We start from the raw sequence: 15,358 nt of genomic DNA, 5'->3' as shown, positions 1-15,358 counted from the left end.
ATTATGGCTCCATACCAGACTGGCTGGCCTGCAACAGACTGTCCTGCAGCTGACGGGCATACAGGGAAAAGGCCGGACTGACGCGGAACGCCTCGCTGCGCGGGAACGGCTCCCGGATGGCGATATCTTCCACCACCCGTCCGGGACGGGCCGCCATCATGATCACCCGCTGCGAGAGAAACACCGCTTCGTGGATCGAGTGGGTGACGAAGACCACCGTCAGGTTCTGCTCCTGCCACAGACGCAGCAGATCGCTGTCGAGCTTGTTGCGCGTAATTTCATCCAGCGCGCCGAAGGGCTCATCCATCAGCAGCAGCTTTGGCCGGGTGACCAGACCGCGGGCGATGGAGACGCGCATTTGCATGCCGCCGGAGAGTTCGCGCGGCAGGACGTCGGCGAACTTGCCCAGCCCCACCAGCTCAAGGACTTCACTCACCCGGGTATTACCTTCCGCGCGCGGCACGCCGGCCAGATCCAGCGGCAGCCTGACGTTATTGCGCACGCTGCTCCACGGCATCAGGGTGGCTTCCTGGAAGACGAACGAGAGCGGATGCTGGGCCTTTTCCCGGCTGTCGCGCCGCCACAGCATCAGCTTGCCGTCGCTGGGCTCCACCAGGCCGGCGACCATCTTCAGCAGCGTACTTTTACCGCAGCCGGACGGACCGAGCAGGGTAATGAACTCCCCCTGATTGATGGTCAGGTTGACGGGCAGCAGCGCCCGGGTGCCGTTGCTGTAGATCTTCTCCGCCGACAGCACCTCAATGGCCGGCGTGGCGGAGGCGGGCGTAAAGCGGGTGTCGCTCATCACGGTCAGTTTCGGGGCGGTATTCATGGCATCACTCCGGCGTCTTTGACCATCTCCAGGGTGTAAGTCTGCTCAAACGGCACCTTGCTGGCGTCGATCAGTTTGTTTTTCACCAGCATGTCCCAGGTTTTTTTCAGCCGCGGCTCGGTGATGATGCCGATGCCGCCGGTCTTAGCATCGCCGCCGGTCACCAGCTGGTAGTGCTTCATCTGGGCAATGCCAAAGGCGATCTGCTCGGCGCCCATTTGTGGATTCGCTTTGCCGATCAGGTTGTTTCCGGGGGTGGGATTCTGCAGGTAGCTTTTCCAGCCCTCCATGGAGGCTTTGACGAAGGCCGCCACCGCCGCCGGACGTTTGCGGATGGTGTCCGCCATACAGATGATCGAGTTGCCGTAGGGCGGGTAGCCCCAGTCGCTGAGCGGATAGACATAGAACGGCTGCCCGCCTTTGGCGACGGAGAACGGCTCGGAGGTGACGTAGCCCTGCTGCACCAGATTTTTGTCGGCGAGGAACGGCTGGACGTTAAAGGTATAGGGGCGCACTTTGCTGCCAGCCAGACCCAGCTCGCTCTTCGCCCACGGCCAGAAGGAGGTATAGGCCTCGGTGGCGAGCAGGAAGGTTTTGTCTTTAAGCTCAGCCGGGTTGCTTACTTTGTCATGGGTGATAAACACCGTCGGCGAGTGCTGGAACACGGTGGCGACGGTTACCGCATGCACCCCGGCCTGCCAGGTCTCCAGCGCCTGGCCGTTGTCGCCAAGGGTGCAGTCCGCCTGACCGGCCGCCATCAGCTGCATAACGTTGATCTGCGGGCCGCCCATTTTAATTTCGACATCGAGACCGGCGTGTTGGTACAGCCCGGTGGCCTGGGCCTGGTAAAACCCGCCGTGCTCCGCCTGGGCATACCAGTTGGTGAGAAACGTAAACTTCTCCGCCGCGAAGGAGGAGGCTGAGGTGGCGAGGGCGGCCACGGTCAGCAGGGTAAAAACGGGCGTCGATCTGGTATTCATCAGGGCTCCTTGGAATCAGCAGCGAAAGAGGGGGGGAGGGACTGGACAAAGCCGTGCCAGTGCTGTTTGCCCCAGGTCGGTTCGCGACGTTCGACCCAGGCCATGCGGTGGATCTCGATGATTGCCTGCGCCCAGCTGGCGGCGAGGGAGTCGAGCAGCCCTTCGCCTTGCTCCCGCGTCGCCGGGGTCGGGTCGCCAATCACCCCGCTGGGGCCAAAGTCATACGCTGCCCATGCCGCCGCCGGGCGGCCTTTCGACAGGGTCGGGCAGGGGAATTCCGGCGGGAAGTTGGCGACCGCCCGCTCCATATGAACGCACTCCGGCGCCAGCGCCAGCATCAGCGCCGTTTCGCTATGGCCGGCGTGCATCGCCATCCGCTGTTCATGCGGGCTGAGAAACTGTTTTTCGCAGTTGGGCACGTTGAACACATCGTGCGGGATGGCGATGAAATCCCCGTGGCGCAGGCGCATTTCCCGGCAGGCGATCTGCAGGATCTGCGGCTGGCCGCCGTGGCCGTTGATCATCAGCAGCTTGCGAAAACCGGCCCGATAGAGAGATTCGGCGATCTCCAGCAGGGTATGCAGCAGCGTATCGCCGCTGAGGGTCAGGGTGCCGGGAAAATGCAGATGCTCCTCTGACTTACCGTAGACGATCGGCGGGATGGCGTAGGCCGGGATCGCCGCCGGTAGCCTGGCGAGGGCATGGCCCGCCACGCCGGAAGATATCACGCTGTCCACCGAGCAGGGCAGATGCGGGCCATGCTGTTCGATCGCCCCGGTGGGGAGGACGATAACCGTATTGCTTTTATCCGGCAGGGCGGCCACGTCCGTCCAGCTCAGGAAAGGGAGAAAGCGCGCTGCAGGAATGTAACCGTTAATCATCGCGGTGCCTCGAGTGAATTGGCTGGGGTAACCAGACGGTTGCTTCGACTTCAATCAATACCGTGGCGTCGGGCAGCATTTCGCTGACCTGCACCACGGTGGAAACGGGCGGTTGGTCGGGATAAAACAGCTTCCTGACCCGGCTGTAATAGGGAAAATGGTCAAGGTTGCGAAAGTACTGCACCAGCTTGATAACGTCGCTCATCTGCCCTCCCGCGGACTCCACGGTGCGGCGGATGCTTTCCAGGACGTACCAGCTCTGGGCGAGTATCGGCCCCTGTTTCGCATCGGTTGAAAATTCGCCGGTCGCCCCCAGCAGCTCCCGCACCGGCTCAGGCACATCCTGAAAGCCATTGACGATGGTGCCGGTCAGGGGATTGACCGGAATAATGCCGGAGAGAAAGATAAAATCGCCGGCTCTGCGCCAGGCGGCATACCGCGCCAGCGGCGCCCCCGCGCCTGCTTCAAGACTCATGTGCTATCTCCTCCTGCCACACTCGCCGGTGGGTTAACCTGCCGTGGTTAACCACCAGACGGGCGGCGCTGTTTAAAGGCCAGGTAAAGCGGTCGCTACCCGGGAAAATCACCACGCTGGCCGCCGCCCCGACGGCAAAGGGCACCGCGTCTGCCGGCGAACCGGTTAGCGCCGCGCGATCGCAGATCAGCCGCGACTGCCGGTCGAACGGGTCGCTAAGCTGGGCGCTGAACAGGCCGCAGGCCAGGGTGTCCAGCGGGTCGTAGCTTCCCGCCGGACAAAAAGCGTCCTGCACGTTGTCGCACCCAAGCAGGGTGGCCACGCCGGCGGCCTGCGCCTCGTGCAGCAGGGTGATCCCCCGCTGGCGCGGCGTGCGGCCGAACGTCGCATCCTGCAGCAGCAGGTTGGTCATCGGCAGGGCGATAAGGGTGACGCCGTGCGCCGCCAGCTGACGCAGGATTTGCGCCGCCTGCGCGTCGCTGCCGGCGGCCAGCGCGCAGCCGTGGCTGCAGCAGATATGTCCGGGGAAAGGGTGGCGGGAGAGATGATCCGCCAGCCAGGTCAGCCCCTGAGACACCTCGCTGAGCTCCTCATCGATATGCAAATCCAGATCCAGTTTCCAGCGGGCTGCGCTATGCACAAGGTTTGCCATGGCGGCGGCGTCCCAGTTGGAGGAGTGGATGAAGCCGCCCAGCAGGCAGCGCTCCCCGCTGTTGGCGACCGCGCGGGCAATGGCCTCGGCATCCGCCGGATCCTGAAACAGGGGCAGCGGGACCAGCGCCACCCGCTCCAGGGTGATGCCGCCGGTATCGAGGCGGGCGATCTCCTGCCAGGCGTCCGGCGCGTCGGCGGTAAACCAGTCGATATGGCTGCGCAAATGGGTCACGCCATTCGCTGCCGCCCGGGCCAGCGCGGCGGACGCCCGACGTTGAATATCCGCCCCGGTCCAGTGTCGGCGATCCTCATGCATGGCGTGGATCGCCGGCAGCAGCCCGGCCTGCGCCGGACGGCAGCGTTCAATGGTGAATGTCTTGTCCAGATGGGCATGGGGTTCCACCAGGCCGGGGAGCGTCAACGCCCCCGCCAGATCCCACAGGCCGGGAGCCGGCTGGTCGGTTGGGGTCAATGCGGCGATCCGGCCATCGCGAAAGGCCAGGTCCGCCAGCAGCGGTTCACCGTTGGCCTGCGTCGGCCAGCCTTCGGGCAGCGCCCAGGCCGGGAGTCGGGCGCGGCTGATACCGGTGAGCGGCGCGCAAGAGGAGGAGAATGTCATCGTCAGTCTCCTCACAGATCCAAAACCAGACCCGGCGATTTCGCCCGCGAACAGCAGAGCGTGATCTGGTCGTTGCCAGCTTTCTCTTCCGCCGTCAGCACGCTGTCCCGGTGCTCGGGGATCCCGTCGAGGACCCCGGTAATACATGACCCGCACATTCCCTGTTCGCAGGATAGCATGACCTCCACCCCGGCGTGCTGTAATACCTGAGCAATGGTTTGATCCGCGGCGACCTGCAGACGCTGCCCGCTGGAGGCCAGCTCAATATAAAAAGCGTTTTTCGCCGCAGTATTATTTTCCGCCGCGGGAGTGAAGCGCTCGAATACAAATTGCGACGGCGACCAGCGATATTCATCCATGACCGACCGCAGTCGCTGAATAAAGCCCTCCGGGCCGCAGGCCACCACCGCGGTATCAGGATCGGGCGCGGTTAAGCATGGGGGGATCTGCTGGCGAAACGACTCGCCTTCCTCGCTGCAGTGAATCGCCACCGTGCCGCTCGCGGCCAGCTGAGCCAGGCGCGGGGAGAAGGCGGTCTGGCGCGAGCTGGCGACATAATAATGCAGCTCCAGCTCTCCCTTTCTGGCGGCAATCGCGTCAGCCATCGCCAGCAACGGCGTGATGCCGATACCGCCGGCAAACAGCAGGTAGCGCCCGGCTTGCGGCAGGGGGAAATGGTTGCGCGGCTGCGAAATGGAGAGCCGATCGCCGGCTTTGAGCTGCTGGTGCAAATAGCGTGAGCCGCCGGTGGAAGCGTCCGCCAGCCTGACGCAAACTTCATAGCGATTTCCGCGGTCAGGCATGCCGCACAGGGAATATTGCCGCGGGCCGACGCCGGGAATAATAATATCGATATGCGCCCCGGCGGAGTAGGCCGGTAATATTTCCCCGGCCGCTGCCTGCAATATTAAAGACAGATTTCCCTCTCCGTTAGGCCGTATTTCCCCGACCGAGACCGAAATAAAATCGTGGCTGTGCATTACCGTTTACTCTCCCTCATTCCGCTGTCTGCAGGGCGGCCAGGGTCGGCGAAGAGATAACTCCCCTTCGCGGTGAACTGTCCGGCGTGCAAGAAAATGGGTGAAACGATCGTTTCTCCGCTATGAATGCTACGGTATTGTGATAAAACTGTTGCGTCCAGAGCTTTGATTCGCACAACCCGTTGCAAAAAAGAGAGCACCCAAACGATGTTTGCCTTCTCCCGATTTCTGCTCTATTTCACTGAAGTGGCCCGTCAGGGGTCGTTTCGTAAAGCGTCAGAGGCGCTGCATGTCTCTGCGTCCTCTATCGACCGTCAGATTTTGCGCGTGGAACAGGAGCTGGCGATGCCGCTCTTCGAGCGCCATCCCACCGGGCTGCGGCTGACCGCCGCCGGGGAGCTGCTGCTGCATGCGGCCAATAACTGGAAAAAGGACTTTACCCGGGTCTGTGAACAGCTGGATGACCTGCGCGGACTGCGGCGCGGGCATGTGCGCATCGCCACCATCGATGCCATTAACCGGCATTTCTTTTCGACGATGCTCAAAGAGGTGCATAAACATTATCCCAACATCTCTTTTACATTGACCACCATCAACAATATCCACATCCAGCAGGCGCTGATCTCCGGCGAGGCGGATTTCGGCATCATGCTCAACCCGCAGACCTCCCGTGAACTGCAGGTGAGGGCGTTTGCCGAAATGAATATGGGGATCGTGGTGCCGACCGGCCATCCGCTGGCTAGCCGCAGCGCTGTGCGCTTTAGCCAGTGCATCGACTACCCGTTTATCCTGCCCTCCGCCCCATTGATGATCAGCGAACCGGTAGAGGCGCTGGTGAACATCAGCGGCAACGAGGTGAAGGAGGTGGCGGTGTCGAATAACATCCACATGATCCGCACCCTGATTAAAGAACAGATGGGTATCGGCATACTGTGCCGGCTGGATATTCTCGATGAGATCGAGTCCGGCCAGCTGGCGTTTGTGCCGCTTACCGATCCGCAGCTTAAGCCTTTCACGCTGGCGCTGTGCGTCTCGCCCGCCCGCCAGCTTTCACTTGCCGCCTCGATGATGTTGAACCAGCTGGAGATGCTCTTCAGCCAGCTGTGAGAGACCGACAGGCACTAAAATCATTCATTAGCGCACCATAATGGTGCGTTTTTTGTGTGCATGAATCAAAGGTTGCATGCCCCAGGGCGGCGGCGCAGGCGATTTTGCGCGGCCGCGCGCGGGCGATAAAATCTGGCATTGTTTTTGTATAGCTAAGTGTGAGTAGAAGCGGTCAGTACGGGTTATCCATACGGGACATTGCTCAGTCACCATGTCGCGGTTCAATGTTGACCGGGATGGGAGGCTGAGCCACATTCGCTCGCTCCCCCTCCCGGCGTAAAGAGGAGAGGGATAATGAACACAGGCGCACGCCTTCCCCGGGGTTTACGCTGGCTGGGCCTGATGGCCCTCGGCGGTGTCTCGCTGGCCGTTCAGGCCGAGGAGAAAATCGTTCTGCTGACCTCCTGGTACGCTCAGGCGGAGCAGGGGGGGTATTATCAGGCTCAGGCCACTGGGCTGTATAAAAAATATGGTCTCGACGTCGAGATCCGCTCCGGTGGCCCCCAGGTCAACGGCATGCAGTTGCTGTTGTCGAAGCGGGCCGATGTGATCATCGGTTACGATCTGCAGCTACTGGAAGGCATTCAGCGCGGCTTCCAGGCGAAAGCCATTGCCGCGCCCTTTCAGTACGATCCCCAGGGGCTGCTGACCCATGCCGATGTCACCTCCCTGCAGGGGCTGAAAGATAAAACCATTCTGGTCTCCAGCTCCGGTCAGGCGACATGGTGGCCGTGGCTGAAGGCGCAATACCAGCTGAGCGACGCGCAGGTTCGCCCCTATACCTTCAATATTCAACCCTTTGTCGTCGATGACGCTGTCGCCCAGCAGGCCTATGTCAGCTCCGAGGTGTTCCAGGTGCAGAAGGCTGGGGTGAAGGCGAACTTCTTCCTCTTTTCTGAGCATGGTTACCCTCCCTATGGCGGCATTCTTATTGCCCGCCCGGACACCATCGCCGAGCGTAAAGCGGCGATGGCGAAGTTTGTCCGCGCTTCAATGGAGGGTTGGGTGAGCTATTTCAAGGATCCGGCGCCGGGCAATGCGCTGATTAAGCAGGACAACCCCAAAATGACCGACGATCTGCTCGCCTGGGGCGTGACCCAGATCCGTGAGCATCATCTGATCGACGGCGGGGATGCCGCCAGTCAGGGCTGGGGGACGATGACCGACGCGCGCTGGCAGAAGACCCGCGATTTTATGGTCAGCGCCGGTCTGCTGGCGGCGGCCACCGACTGGAAACAGGCCTACACCACCGAATTTGTTCAGGCCATGCAGGTTAAACCCTGAGGAGCGACGCCATGTCATTAATGATTAAAAATGCCCATGCCATCCTCAGCGGTCTGCCCGGAGAGGCGGCGAGGCTGGCCGGGCCAGATATTCGCATCCGCGACGGCAAGATTGCGGCCATCGGCAGCCTGACGCCGCTGCCGGAAGAGCGACAGATCGATGCCCGCGACTGTGTGATCTATCCGGCATGGGTGAACACGCACCACCATCTTTTTCAGTCGCTGCTGAAGGGCGAGCCGCAGGGGCTGAACCAGAGCCTGACGGCCTGGCTGAGCGCCACGCCGTACCGCTTTCGCGCGGCTTTCGATGAGCATACTTTTCGTCTGGCGGTGCGCATTGGCCTGGTGGAGCTTCTGCGCTCGGGCTGCGCCAGCGTGGCGGATCACAACTACCTGTACTGGCCAGATATGCCTTTCGATACCTCGGAGATTGTCTTCAGCGAAGGGGAAGCGCTGGGGATGCGCATCGTTCTGTGCCGGGGTGGGGCGACCCAGGGGCGGGCGGTGGAACAGGATCTGCCGGTGGCGCTGCGTCCGGAAACCTTCGACGGCTATATGGCGGATATCGAACGGCTGGTCAGCCGCTATCACGACCCCCGGCCCGATTCTCTGCGCCGGGTGGTGATGGCGCCCACTACCGTCCTGCACTCCGCGCCGGGCGCCCAGCTGCGGGAGATGGCGAAGCTGGCCCGCCAGCTGGGGATCCGGCTGCACAGCCATTTATCGGAAACCGTCGATTATCTTGACGCCGCGCGGCAGAAATTCGCCATGACGCCGGTGCAGTTCTGCGCGGAGCATGACTGGCTGGGAAATGACGTGTGGTTTGCCCATCTGGTGAAGCTGCTGCCGGAGGAGATTGCCCTGCTGGGCCGCACCAGAACCGGCATCGCCCATTGCCCGCAAAGCAACGGTCGGCTGGGCAGCGGCATCGCCGATCTGCTGGCGCTGGAGCAGGCCGGGGTCCCGGTCTCGCTGGGGGTGGATGGCGCTGCCTCCAATGAGGCGGCGGATATGCAAAGCGAAGCCCACGCCGCATGGCTGCTGCAGCGCGCGCGCAAGGGGATGCTGGCGCAGCCGCGCTACGCCGGAGGCACCTTCGAGGGCGGGGCCGATGCGGCCACGGTGGAGGATGTGGTGCGCTGGGGCAGCGCCGGCGGGGCGCAGATCCTCGGCTTAGCGCAGAGCGGCACTCTGCAGGTCGGGATGCAGGCGGACCTCGCCATTTACCGGCTGGACGATCCGCGCTACTTCGGCCTGCACGATATGGCCATTGGCCCGGTGGCCTGCGGCGGGCGCGCCGCGCTGAAGGCGCTGCTGCTCAATGGCCGACCCATCGTGGAAGATGACGCCATTCCCGGTCTCGACCTTGACGCGATGCGCCACGACGCGCTGGCGGCCGTCCGTACCCTCCAACAGCGCGCCGCTGTTTAACTGATAACAGGATAATGACGATGAACGCAACCACCCAGAATCAACGCTATGCCTTACAGGAACTGGAAAAAGAGGCGCTGATGGGCGCCGAGGGCGAAGAGACCTTCACCCGCGAAGTGCGCTGTATCGACCTGTCGAACTTTGCCGAAAGAAAAAATGATATTGCCGAACAACTGTGGGAGGCGGCGGTGGAGATCGGCTTCTTCCAGGTCAGCCACCATGGTATTCCGCTGGCGGAGATCCGCCAGGCGTTCAGCACGACCGAGGCGTTTTTCAACCTGCCCGACGAGGTGAAGCGCCAGTATCCGCTGGCCGGCAACGCCGGCTGGGAGAGCAAGGCGCAGGTTCGGCCATCGACCCGCACGCCGGATCAAAAAGAGTCCTATCAGATAACCCGTCCGCTGATGGATGGGCGCTGGCCCAGCGATCGGGAGCTGCCAGGCTTCCGACAGACGATGCTCGGGTTTGAATCGCAGTGCTGGCAGCTGGGGATGAAGATCCTCTCCTGCTTTGCGTTAAAGCTCGGTTTTCCGGAATCGTTTTTCACCACCGCGCACGATCCGCAGCGTGACACCTATCAGAGCACCTTGCGCATGCTGCACTACTATGCAACCGAGCAGTCGCAGCAGGGAATGTGGCGGGCCGGCGCGCATACCGATTTTGACTGTCTGACGCTGCTGTTCCAGCGCCCCGGTCAGGGCGGCCTGCAGGTTTGTCCCGGTAAAGACCGCGAAAGCCAGCAGTGGACCAGCATTGAGCCGCGCGAAGAGGTCATCACCTGCAATATCGGCGATATGCTAATGCGCTGGAGCGACGACCAGCTGCCGTCTAACTTCCACCGGGTGAGAAACCCGCTGCCCCACGAATATCAGGGGCCGCGCTACAGCCTGGCGTTTTTCTGCCAGGCCAATAAAGATGTCGAGATCCTCGGGCCGCAGAGGAAGTACCCGCCCATCAGCGCCGAGGATTATCTGCAGCAGCGGATCCAGGCCAATTTTGCCAAAGGGTAAGATGCGCTCTTGAATGGTATACCTGCCGCCGGCTTTCGCTGGCCGCGCGGCAGGACATCCGGCGCTGAGCTTTTCAGGGGGTAGGGCTTGCCGATACGGGTGACAAGGGTATCTCTGCCGCAGCCATAAAATCGATAAAACAGCGTATTCGCGGTGACAGGTAGCGGCTGGCGGGCCACAGGACCGAGAAATGCCCATCCTTGACGCAACAGCCGGGCAACACCTCCTGCAGTTGTCCCTCGTTGATGGCCTCGCGCACGACAAAATCAGGCACATAAGCGATGCCCATCCCCGCCGCGCTTAAGCGAATGGCGGCCTCAATGTTATTGACTGTCATAATGGCAGCGGCCCTGAAATCTCCCGTCAGCCGCATATCGCGCAGTTCCCTGGGCTGGATCAGCCCCGTCGCGGGGAAGCGAAAAAAAAAGCACTTGTGCGCCGCTAATTCCGCTGGCGAGCCGGGAACGCCGTATTCCGCCAGATAGGCCGGACTGGCGCAGAGCACAAAACGAAAGCCTCCCAGCTTTCTGGCGATCAAGCGGGAGTCCGCTAGTTCACCGCTGCGGATAGCGACATCAAATCCTTCATCGATCAGATTGACCAGCCGGTCACTAAAGTCGAGATCCAGTTCAACCTGCGGATAAAGACGGGTAAAGGCGGTGAGGGCGGGGAGCAACAGGCGGTAGCCAATGACGGGCAGTGAAATCCTCAGTTTGCCGGTGGGCTGTGAGAGACTGCTGGTCAGCTCTGACTCGGCCTCCTGGATCTGCTCCAGGATACTCTGGCAGCGCGTCAGAAATGCGGCCCCCTCCGCCGTCAGGCTGACGTTTCTGGTGCTGCGGTTGAACAGCCGGACTCCCAGTTTATGCTCAAGGCGGGCGACATTCTTACCCACCGCCGAGGCAGATATGCCCAGCAGCCTGGCGGCCTGAACAAAGCTTAGCATTTCGGCGGTGCGGACAAAGGACGTCAGCGAGGTGAGGCTGTCCATTGATTATAAACCTTATGTCTCTTAAGAAGATATTTTCAGTCTATTTATCGGCAAGAACATCCGCAATAGGATGGCGATAGTTTATTCATTCCTTGCCGACTGATGAGGGCCGCCCGATGTTACTCACCGCCAGAACACCTTCCCGATACGCCAGCGCCCTGGCGGCGCTTTCTGTCTTTATGGCGGCCTTGCTGCTGCCGTTAAGTTTTACCGGCGGCGTCATGACCACCCCCGCGATACAGCAGTCGCTGGGCGGCTCTCCCGCTGCGCTGTCGTGGCTGACCAATGGCTTTATGCTGACTTTCGGCAGCTTTTTGCTGGCCGCAGGGGTGACGGCGGATGCCATCGACAGAAAACGTATTTTTATCGCCGGCGCCGCGCTGTTTTGCCTGAGCAGCCTGCTGTTTTGTCTGACGCACAATCTCTTCCTGTCAGGCGTGCTGAGGGCGCTGCAAGGTCTGGCCGCGGCGATGATTTTAGCCAGCGGCAGTGCGGCGCTGGCCCAGCTGTATGATGGTGCTCAGCGGACGCGGGCATTCAGCATCCTGGGCACGGTGTTCGGCGCCGGCCTGGCGTTCGGCCCGCTGCTGATCGGCTTCATGACCGACGCGGTGGGTTGGCGCGGCGTATACGCCCTGTTTGCGCTGCTCTCGGCGATGGTTCTGCTTATCGGTCTGGCGTATCTGCCGGCGGCAGAACAAAGCCAGCCGCGGACACCTGACAACCTCGGCTTAACCCTGTTTACGCTGGCCCTGATGCTGTTTACTGCATCGCTTATGGTCATTCCGGCCCGCGGCTTTTTATCGCTGACCACGCTGGCCTTGTTCATCGCGTCGGCGGGACTGTTCGTGGCGTTTGCCGTGCGCTGCCGGAGGGTGAGCAACCCGGTGCTGGAACTCTCCCTGCTGCGCCATCCGCGTTTTGTCGGCGTACTGTTGCTGCCTGTCGCCACCTGCTGTTGCTACGTGGTCCTGCTGATTGTTGTTCCACTGCATTTTATGGGCGGAGAGGGGATGAGTGAGTCGAAGAGCGCGCTGTATCTGATGGCGCTGACCGCGCCGATGCTGATTTTCCCATCCGTTGCGGTCCTGCTCACCCGCTGGTTTTCACCGGGGCGGGTATCCACGGGAGGGCTGATGATGGCCTCCGTCGGGTTGCTGTTGCTGGGGAATGCTTTTCACAGTAACCATCTTCCGCAACTGGTGCTGGCGTTGATCCTCTGTGGGGCGGGGGCGGCGCTTCCCTGGGGGTTGATGGACGGCCTGGCGATATCCGCTGTGCCGGTGGCGAAAGCCGGTATGGCGGCAGGCCTGTTCAACACCGTTCGCGTTGCCGGTGAGGGGATCGCCCTGGCGATAGTCTCCGCGGTATTAACGGCAAGCAATACCCTGACCCTGCAGAGTCGCGTTCACGGGTATGCCCCCGAGGTGATTCACCGCGCCGCAGGCTGGCTGGGAGCCGGCAATATGCCGCAGGCGGCTGCGCTTTTGCCTGACTTTTCCCTCCGGGTGCTGCGCGAGAGCTATGACTCTGCTTATACGCTACTGTTTAGCGGGCTGGCGGTCGTCACCCTGCTGTGCGCCCTGATGGTCTGGCGGACGCTATGCCGGAAGGGGAGCGATTTCCAAACCCGCAACAGCGGATCCTGAGCCCCCTTGATAACGCATTGGCGTCACGCTCCCGGCAACCGCCTTTCCCGGTCTGCTTAGCGAACCGGGACTGTCATTGTTTCGCTGGCGGAACTATGCTGATCAGGGCGGCCACATGCGCCGCTCCGGCAGCGGAAACAGTGACTCACAGGTGGCAGTATGGCGAGTGATCCGGAACTGATTTACATCGAGATCCTGGAAACGGTGCTGATGGCCACCCTGGATCCCGATTTGTGGAAATCGGCATTGCAGAAACTGGCGTTCCTCACCGGCCATCAGTACGCGGCATTTCTGTTCTACGATAAAGGCAATGCGCATCTGTTGACCGATTCATTCCTGCTGGAGGAGAAGGTCTTCACTGCCTATCGCGACGTGTTTCTGGCCATCGATCCCGCCGAAAAAATATTGACCGCGTTACCGGTCGGGCAAATGTACCGAGACCGCGAGTATTTAGGCGATAAATTTATTGCCGGCAGCGTCTATTACAATGAGTTTCATCACCCCAACGATCTGAATAATCTTACCAGCGTCAAGCTATGCACCCTCAATGGCTATGCCACCTATCTGTCACTGATGACGGCCAATACGGCGGCTTATCCGCAGCCGGCGCAGTTTGAACTGTTCAGGCGCTTGATCCCGGCGTTAAAAACCGCCTGCCAGCTTCACGCCCGATTTGAACAGCTGCGAGACACCATAAAATACCAGAGCGCGGTGATGGACAACGGGATCTACCCGGTATGGCTGGTGGATCATGGCGGTAAAATTGTCTACGCCAGCGCGCATGCCGAACGCTACCTGCGCGCTAACACCCGCCTCTCCTGGTATAGCGGGGGCGATACGCTGTGCCTCAATACCGACAGCAAAAAACTGAAACGGGCTATCGAGCAGGCCACCCGGACGGCAGAGCCGCCGAGGGCAGGGGTGTGCTATACCGCCGGGCGTCAGCCGAAACCGATCCTCGTGATCCCGACGGCCCGCCTTGCCGGGGTCGCCTGCGTGATTATTCCCGAGCCGTTTCTCACCGGCAGCGCCTTGATGGAACTGTTTAACGTCAAGCCTGCCGAAAATGCGGTGGCGGAGTTGCTGGTGCGGGGCATGACGCCGGATGAATGCGCCTTACATCTGGGCGTATCTATCGCCACGATCAGAACTCACCTTAGCGCCCTGTACCGGAAAACCCACACCCGTAATCAGGCAGAACTACTGCTGATCATTCGTGCGATTCACGGCTGATGCTCTCGCATCCTCAGGAATGATGGTCGCGCAGGAAAACGGTCAGCACATCTTTCGGCGGCACGCCGCCGCATTCGCCAATCATCCAGCCTACCGCGCCGCGGTGATAGGCGCCGTGAAAGAGCATGTGGTTCAACATCTCCATCGCGGTCATATTGCCGTCGCCGCCGTCGACAAATTTGAAGGCGATACGTTCGTGGAAATCGGCGGGGGTCATGGCGCTGACGTAGTGAATGTATTCGTCCGTACAGGCGGTCATTGCCGTTTCCAGCGCATCAATGGTTGGCGTCTCGGGGGTATTCAGCGCGGTGTAACCGTGCGTCCTGCCGCGAAGATTCGCCCGGAAAATCATGTCAACGACATGGATATGGTTCATCAGCCTGAGGGTCAGGTGGCGTTTTTCGCCATGTACTGTTCCGTCTATCGTGCGGATCGCCTGTAAGGTGGCAAGGTCAATCCAGCGCTTGTACTTCAACAGCGTCACTACAGTGTCTTTGTCCATAGTCGGTCCCGGGTTGGTTGAGCCATTATCTTAGCGATGATGCCAGCGAGTTGTCACTCGCCAGCGCCAGGCACAAAAAAAGCCTCGCCGGGGCGAGGCTTTTCAATAAGCAGGTGAGTTAGTCAAACACACCGTTAATCACGGCGGTGACAATGGCAGTGCTCAGCGCTACCAGCACCAGGTCATCGCCGACCGCCCTCCATTCATAGCCCGGATAATAGGGCAGATCGTTAATCATAGAAGCTGGCAGGGTCTTTTTCGCGATACCCGGAGGGAGCGGTTTGCCGCGGGCGACATTTTTGGCGATACCCGGAGGCAGCGCCTGATAGCCGACCAGACCGTAGTTCACGGCCAGGGAGCGCGCCCGTGAGAAGCTAATATCGCTGTCGACGTGGTCGGGCTTGCCGTAGTTTTTGCGGTTGCCATGATCGGCGGTGGACTGACCTTTATTTTGTCCTTTATTACCATGGTCGCCGCTGTTACCGCTGTTACCATGATTGCCGCTATTGCCATGGTTACCACTGTTCCCGTGATTACCGCCGCCATTGCCATTACCGTTACCCGGGTTGGCATAGGCCGGTGCCGCCATGACGGCGAGAGAAATAACCGCCGCCAGTGCTGTTTTAATAGTGCGACGCTTAAGCATGATCTTGCTTCCTTAATGTGGAGTACACGCTTAAAAAATAAGATAACGCTATGCCTCAGGCAATCTCATAGAGTCTTATTTTTTT

The 15,358-nt window shown here is 60.9% G+C and carries 15 protein-coding genes and 1 pseudogene; 7 read left to right on the top strand and 9 right to left on the bottom strand.

Features of this window, described 5'->3' with window-relative positions:
* Position 1: 1 nt before the first annotated feature.
* The 6 genes from MKS11_RS06555 to MKS11_RS06530 are packed head-to-tail and all read right to left on the bottom strand — an operon-like array spanning position 2 to position 5,421.
* On the bottom strand, positions 2-832 hold the full coding sequence (locus MKS11_RS06555) for an ABC transporter ATP-binding protein (protein WP_032431880.1): 831 nt from the start codon (positions 830-832) through the stop codon (positions 2-4).
* The gene (locus MKS11_RS06550) at positions 829-1,812 is read right to left on the bottom strand and encodes an ABC transporter substrate-binding protein (RefSeq protein WP_087771062.1); all 984 of its coding nucleotides are present in this window, start codon (positions 1,810-1,812) and stop codon (positions 829-831) included. The genes MKS11_RS06555 and MKS11_RS06550 overlap by 4 nt, the downstream gene beginning before the upstream one ends.
* Positions 1,812-2,693: a creatininase family protein gene (locus tag MKS11_RS06545; RefSeq protein ID WP_023318467.1), complete on the bottom strand. Its 882-nt coding sequence runs from the start codon at positions 2,691-2,693 to the stop codon at positions 1,812-1,814. Before MKS11_RS06545 ends, MKS11_RS06550 begins: the two co-directional genes overlap by 1 nt.
* On the bottom strand, positions 2,686-3,168 hold the full coding sequence (locus MKS11_RS06540) for a RidA family protein (RefSeq protein WP_004202959.1): 483 nt from the start codon (positions 3,166-3,168) through the stop codon (positions 2,686-2,688). Before MKS11_RS06540 ends, MKS11_RS06545 begins: the two co-directional genes overlap by 8 nt.
* Positions 3,158-4,441 (bottom strand): amidohydrolase family protein, encoded by a 1,284-nt coding sequence (locus MKS11_RS06535; RefSeq protein ID WP_087771061.1) that lies wholly within the window; start codon positions 4,439-4,441, stop codon positions 3,158-3,160. The genes MKS11_RS06540 and MKS11_RS06535 overlap by 11 nt, the downstream gene beginning before the upstream one ends.
* An 11-nt stretch (positions 4,442-4,452) precedes the next feature.
* Positions 4,453-5,421: a PDR/VanB family oxidoreductase gene (locus MKS11_RS06530; protein WP_004202954.1), complete on the bottom strand. Its 969-nt coding sequence runs from the start codon at positions 5,419-5,421 to the stop codon at positions 4,453-4,455.
* 207 nt (positions 5,422-5,628) lie between these two features.
* Here MKS11_RS06530 and MKS11_RS06525 point away from each other — a divergent pair, with 207 nt between their 5' ends.
* The 4 genes from MKS11_RS06525 (at position 5,629) to MKS11_RS06510 (ending at position 10,252) form a co-directional block, all read left to right on the top strand.
* Positions 5,629-6,528: a LysR family transcriptional regulator gene (locus tag MKS11_RS06525; protein WP_004202952.1), complete on the top strand. Its 900-nt coding sequence runs from the start codon at positions 5,629-5,631 to the stop codon at positions 6,526-6,528.
* 294 nt (positions 6,529-6,822) lie between these two features.
* Complete coding sequence (locus MKS11_RS06520) at positions 6,823-7,812, top strand: ABC transporter substrate-binding protein (protein ID WP_087771060.1); 990 nt, start codon at positions 6,823-6,825, stop codon at positions 7,810-7,812.
* 11 nt (positions 7,813-7,823) lie between these two features.
* On the top strand, positions 7,824-9,242 hold the full coding sequence (locus MKS11_RS06515) for an amidohydrolase family protein (protein ID WP_087771059.1): 1,419 nt from the start codon (positions 7,824-7,826) through the stop codon (positions 9,240-9,242).
* A gap of 20 nt (positions 9,243-9,262) precedes the next feature.
* Positions 9,263-10,252, top strand: a complete 990-nt coding sequence (locus MKS11_RS06510) for an isopenicillin N synthase family oxygenase (RefSeq protein ID WP_074440893.1) — start codon at positions 9,263-9,265, stop codon at positions 10,250-10,252.
* A 73-nt stretch (positions 10,253-10,325) separates the two neighbouring features.
* Here the strand turns inward: MKS11_RS06510 and MKS11_RS06505 are convergent, their stop codons facing one another.
* Entirely contained in the window at positions 10,326-11,243 is a 918-nt protein-coding gene (locus MKS11_RS06505; protein WP_284109448.1) for a LysR family transcriptional regulator, read from the bottom strand.
* Between the two features lie 116 nt (positions 11,244-11,359).
* On the opposite strand from MKS11_RS06505, the gene MKS11_RS06500 reads away from it, so the two are divergent.
* The 3 genes and pseudogenes from MKS11_RS06500 to MKS11_RS27585 all read left to right on the top strand — a co-directional run bounded on the left by MKS11_RS06500 (position 11,360) and on the right by MKS11_RS27585 (position 14,125).
* Entirely contained in the window at positions 11,360-12,892 is a 1,533-nt protein-coding gene (locus MKS11_RS06500) for an MFS transporter (RefSeq protein ID WP_087771057.1), read from the top strand.
* Positions 12,893-13,051: 159 nt separating this feature from the next.
* Positions 13,052-13,165, top strand: a pseudogene (locus MKS11_RS06495) (LuxR family transcriptional regulator); the annotation flags it as partial.
* 156 nt (positions 13,166-13,321) lie between these two features.
* Entirely contained in the window at positions 13,322-14,125 is an 804-nt protein-coding gene (locus tag MKS11_RS27585) for a helix-turn-helix transcriptional regulator (RefSeq protein ID WP_306490390.1), read from the top strand.
* Positions 14,126-14,138: 13 nt separating this feature from the next.
* Here the strand turns inward: MKS11_RS27585 and MKS11_RS06485 are convergent, their stop codons facing one another.
* Entirely contained in the window at positions 14,139-14,627 is a 489-nt protein-coding gene (locus MKS11_RS06485; protein WP_094334033.1) for a DinB family protein, read from the bottom strand.
* A 118-nt stretch (positions 14,628-14,745) separates the two neighbouring features.
* Complete coding sequence (locus MKS11_RS06480) at positions 14,746-15,273, bottom strand: anti-virulence regulator CigR family protein (RefSeq protein WP_023318456.1); 528 nt, start codon at positions 15,271-15,273, stop codon at positions 14,746-14,748.
* Between the last annotated feature and the right edge of the window lie 85 nt (positions 15,274-15,358).

It is taken from the genome of Klebsiella sp. K5-45 (genome assembly GCF_030128605.1).
Taxonomy (GTDB): Bacteria; Pseudomonadota; Gammaproteobacteria; order Enterobacterales; family Enterobacteriaceae; genus Klebsiella; species Klebsiella quasipneumoniae.
The sequence above is the reverse complement of the archived record's forward strand: the minus strand, read 5'-3'. Positions and strand labels throughout refer to the sequence as shown.

What these genes read in the sequence shown, in the direction of transcription:
- MKS11_RS06510 (WP_074440893.1), top strand. Translation starts at nt 9,263, where the DNA reads ATGAACGCAACCACCCAGAATCAACGCTATGCCTTACAGGAACTGGAA.
- MKS11_RS06550 (WP_087771062.1), bottom strand. Translation starts at nt 1,812, where the DNA reads ATGAATACCAGATCGACGCCCGTTTTTACCCTGCTGACCGTGGCCGCC.
- MKS11_RS06535 (WP_087771061.1), bottom strand. Translation starts at nt 4,441, where the DNA reads ATGACATTCTCCTCCTCTTGCGCGCCGCTCACCGGTATCAGCCGCGCC.
- MKS11_RS06485 (WP_094334033.1), bottom strand. Translation starts at nt 14,627, where the DNA reads ATGGACAAAGACACTGTAGTGACGCTGTTGAAGTACAAGCGCTGGATT.
- MKS11_RS06530 (WP_004202954.1), bottom strand. Translation starts at nt 5,421, where the DNA reads ATGCACAGCCACGATTTTATTTCGGTCTCGGTCGGGGAAATACGGCCT.
- MKS11_RS06545 (WP_023318467.1), bottom strand. Translation starts at nt 2,693, where the DNA reads ATGATTAACGGTTACATTCCTGCAGCGCGCTTTCTCCCTTTCCTGAGC.
- MKS11_RS27585 (WP_306490390.1), top strand. Translation starts at nt 13,322, where the DNA reads ATGTACCGAGACCGCGAGTATTTAGGCGATAAATTTATTGCCGGCAGC.
- MKS11_RS06520 (WP_087771060.1), top strand. Translation starts at nt 6,823, where the DNA reads ATGAACACAGGCGCACGCCTTCCCCGGGGTTTACGCTGGCTGGGCCTG.
- MKS11_RS06480 (WP_023318456.1), bottom strand. Translation starts at nt 15,273, where the DNA reads ATGCTTAAGCGTCGCACTATTAAAACAGCACTGGCGGCGGTTATTTCT.
- MKS11_RS06540 (WP_004202959.1), bottom strand. Translation starts at nt 3,168, where the DNA reads ATGAGTCTTGAAGCAGGCGCGGGGGCGCCGCTGGCGCGGTATGCCGCC.
- MKS11_RS06500 (WP_087771057.1), top strand. Translation starts at nt 11,360, where the DNA reads ATGTTACTCACCGCCAGAACACCTTCCCGATACGCCAGCGCCCTGGCG.
- MKS11_RS06505 (WP_284109448.1), bottom strand. Translation starts at nt 11,243, where the DNA reads ATGGACAGCCTCACCTCGCTGACGTCCTTTGTCCGCACCGCCGAAATG.
- MKS11_RS06525 (WP_004202952.1), top strand. Translation starts at nt 5,629, where the DNA reads ATGTTTGCCTTCTCCCGATTTCTGCTCTATTTCACTGAAGTGGCCCGT.
- MKS11_RS06515 (WP_087771059.1), top strand. Translation starts at nt 7,824, where the DNA reads ATGTCATTAATGATTAAAAATGCCCATGCCATCCTCAGCGGTCTGCCC.
- MKS11_RS06555 (WP_032431880.1), bottom strand. Translation starts at nt 832, where the DNA reads ATGAATACCGCCCCGAAACTGACCGTGATGAGCGACACCCGCTTTACG.